This window comes from Cloacibacillus sp. (assembly GCA_036655895.1).
Taxonomy (GTDB): Bacteria; Synergistota; Synergistia; order Synergistales; family Synergistaceae; genus JAVVPF01.
The window spans coordinates 1-2634 of sequence record JAVVPF010000095.1 but is presented as its reverse complement, the minus strand read 5'-3'; the positions used below and the strand labels follow the sequence as shown (position 1 = coordinate 2634).

Genomic DNA, 2634 nt, shown 5'->3' with positions numbered 1-2634 from the left:
TTATAAATACAAACTGCTGGGGGCGATTAGACTAAACGAAGTGATTCCCATCCAAATCAAATTTATTAATAACGGACCAACGATGTACCTAGGCCCGTTTGATATTATGATAAAAATGCGGCTTGGCAACAAAACCTATAAAGCGGTTGATTATGATAAGCGTCTCAATTTCAAATTTCAAGGTGAAAAAGAAGGGCTCGTCTATTTTCCAAGATTTGACGAAAAAACAGGAAAAGATCTTTTAAAGGGAGTAAAACAGGCCCGCATTGAAATGCTTTCGAGTATCAGTCCAATAACTGACGGCAAAGATACCACCTTCGTATGGGATGTCGCTAATGACGATCCCCGCGATCTTTATAAAGGAGCGGCAGAAGCGAAGCTGGAAACAGACCGTCTCTTAAAACGCCTAGATAAGCTCCGCAAGGACAAGGCGGAAGAAGAATCAAAGATAAACGCAATAAATAACGAAATATCGACTATCCAGCAGCGCGTTGACCAACTGGCGAAACAGTAATTTTACCGCGCCTATATCACGCGGGTCATAAAAATAAAACTCCCCTGCTTTTTATTCAGGGGAGTTTTTGTTGTTTTTAATGTTGAGCAGCCCCTAGAGGTGACCCTGCTTGAATTCAGAGTAGTTTCTTGCTATGCGGCGACGTGGAAAATCTTGTCGCCTACTTTTTCTCTGCAACATATTTTTGATTTTTGCTTTTGGGCGATTCTGGATTTGTCAGACGCAGAATATTTTTATCTACTAAAGGCGTAACATAACGTTTTATGAAATAAGAGGAAGAAGCAAAACCAAATTGTGCGGACAGCTCTTTTCGGGTGCGTGCAATGGCGCAGAAATCCACTATCCGTTGCGTCGGGTCATCCCAGCCAACCTCAGCAACATCTGGCGCTGGGTTTTCGGTATTGTTATATAACGTCACTTTAAAGGCGCCGCGCAAATTCTCAAATTTAGGCGCCGGCAATCCATGCTTTTGCATTTCAAGCCTGACTGTGGGTATACCGGAAAACCTGTTTTCAGTCTTCATCAATACCTCCATTGCACCAGCAATATATGGATTTCTTGTATCTCCGCCCACCTTTCCGAGACTGTCTATTGTGAGGCGTCCATACAGCCCCCCAGGACTTTCTATCTCGATTCGATCTCTGAATATCATTATCCGAACTGGCGATGTTTCTGTGAAAATGCTGTAGTCGCGATGAACAAGTGCGTTTAAAATCAGCTCGCGGATAGCTTTTAAAGGATATTCTACTTTATCATACCGCCCACCGTCATCCTTTATAATCGTTGTATTTTTTATATTTCTTTGCACAAAAGCAAGAGCTTCGTCAAGCATTTGGGGAATCCGTCCCTCGATTTTTTTGTTGTCTATAAACCGCTCGCCATCGGTTCCGGTTTCTCCCATTTTAATTCCTGGAATAACAACTGCCGTTATGCAAAGCTGCGGTAAGAAGGCCTGAGGATATATCCCAAAGAGCAAGAGCCCCGTAAGTGTGGCAGTCCCGCTATTAAGGACGCCTTGCAGCTCGTATATCTGGTTGTCTGGAAGCCCCGCCAGATTTTGTTTCTGACTGCGGATATTTATTTTATATACTTCAATAGCCGCATTATCCAACGTTTCAATTCCAGCGCGTTCTATACTTCTCAGCTCGTCGTTCTGTTTTTTGCGAAAGGCCTCATAACTGTATATTTCATATTCCGTCATGTGCAGATCGGCATCGCCGACTCTTATATACGAACCCCGTACTATACCGGCCCCTTTATAAAAGCATGGCTTTGAAAAAAGGTCACATTCTGCTATTTCCGCCGCAACAACTATTTTACCGTCATACTCAGCAACGGTGAACAGCGGTCGCACCACAGGACTCATTTGATTTGCCTGTTCTGTAATTTTTACCTGAATATCTTGAGGGTCATAGACTCCGCATATCCTATAATCGTCATCTTGATCCACACCCAGAATAATGATGCCGCCATTTGACTGGTTGGCAAAGGCCGAAATAGTATCATACAATTTGGGACAACCTTTTTCTCCGGCTTTCAGTTCTACGTTCTGCATCTCACAATGCTTGGATATCACATCTTGTACCAGAGAGATCAATTCAACTGCAATCATTTATTTATCGCCCTCCCCTTCTTTTAGATAAATTTTAACACAAAATATAAAAATTTGCTAAAAAAATTTGCTTAAAATTAAAACGCTGCAATTTTAGAGAAATTTTACTAAAATAACAGAAGCAGTAACAAAAATTAAAGTAAAAACTTTTCTCTAAACTAGCTCGTGGCTATATGTGTGTATTCTCATTTTATAAAGTTTTATAAAAAAATAGGGTTAGGTATGTATTGGATGTGTATATGACGCAAAAAAACATAATCAAAAAAGCTGTTTTTCTTGATATTGATATACTATATGCCATCTTAAATACCCACTTATAGTTTACTAATAGCTATTATATATTTACTTAAACATTACTTTTAGCATTCAAAGGTGCACAGCCCGCAACACGTTATGAAGTCGCGTCAGTAGTAGCCCGCGCCCTCGTAACCATCGACGCGGAAAAGGCAAGCAAGCAGGATCTCGAACTCCTCAAGAAGCTCGTCATGGAATTCAAAGACGAACTTGA

General features: G+C 41.0%; 2 protein-coding genes and 1 pseudogene. 2 read left to right on the top strand and 1 reads right to left on the bottom strand.

Going from position 1 to position 2634, the window contains the following annotated elements; all coding sequences use genetic code 11:
• A partial coding sequence (locus tag RRY12_12930; protein ID MEG2185577.1) for a hypothetical protein occupies window positions 1–514 on the top strand: 514 nt, incomplete at its 5' end.
• 160 nt (window positions 515–674) lie between these two features.
• Here the strand turns inward: RRY12_12930 and RRY12_12925 are convergent.
• A complete protein-coding gene (locus RRY12_12925) occupies window positions 675–2126 on the bottom strand; it encodes an ATP-binding protein (protein MEG2185576.1) in 1452 nt (483 codons plus the stop codon).
• A 362-nt stretch (window positions 2127–2488) separates the two neighbouring features.
• Between RRY12_12925 and RRY12_12920 the strand changes: the two are divergent.
• Window positions 2489–2634, top strand: a pseudogene (locus RRY12_12920) (S-layer homology domain-containing protein).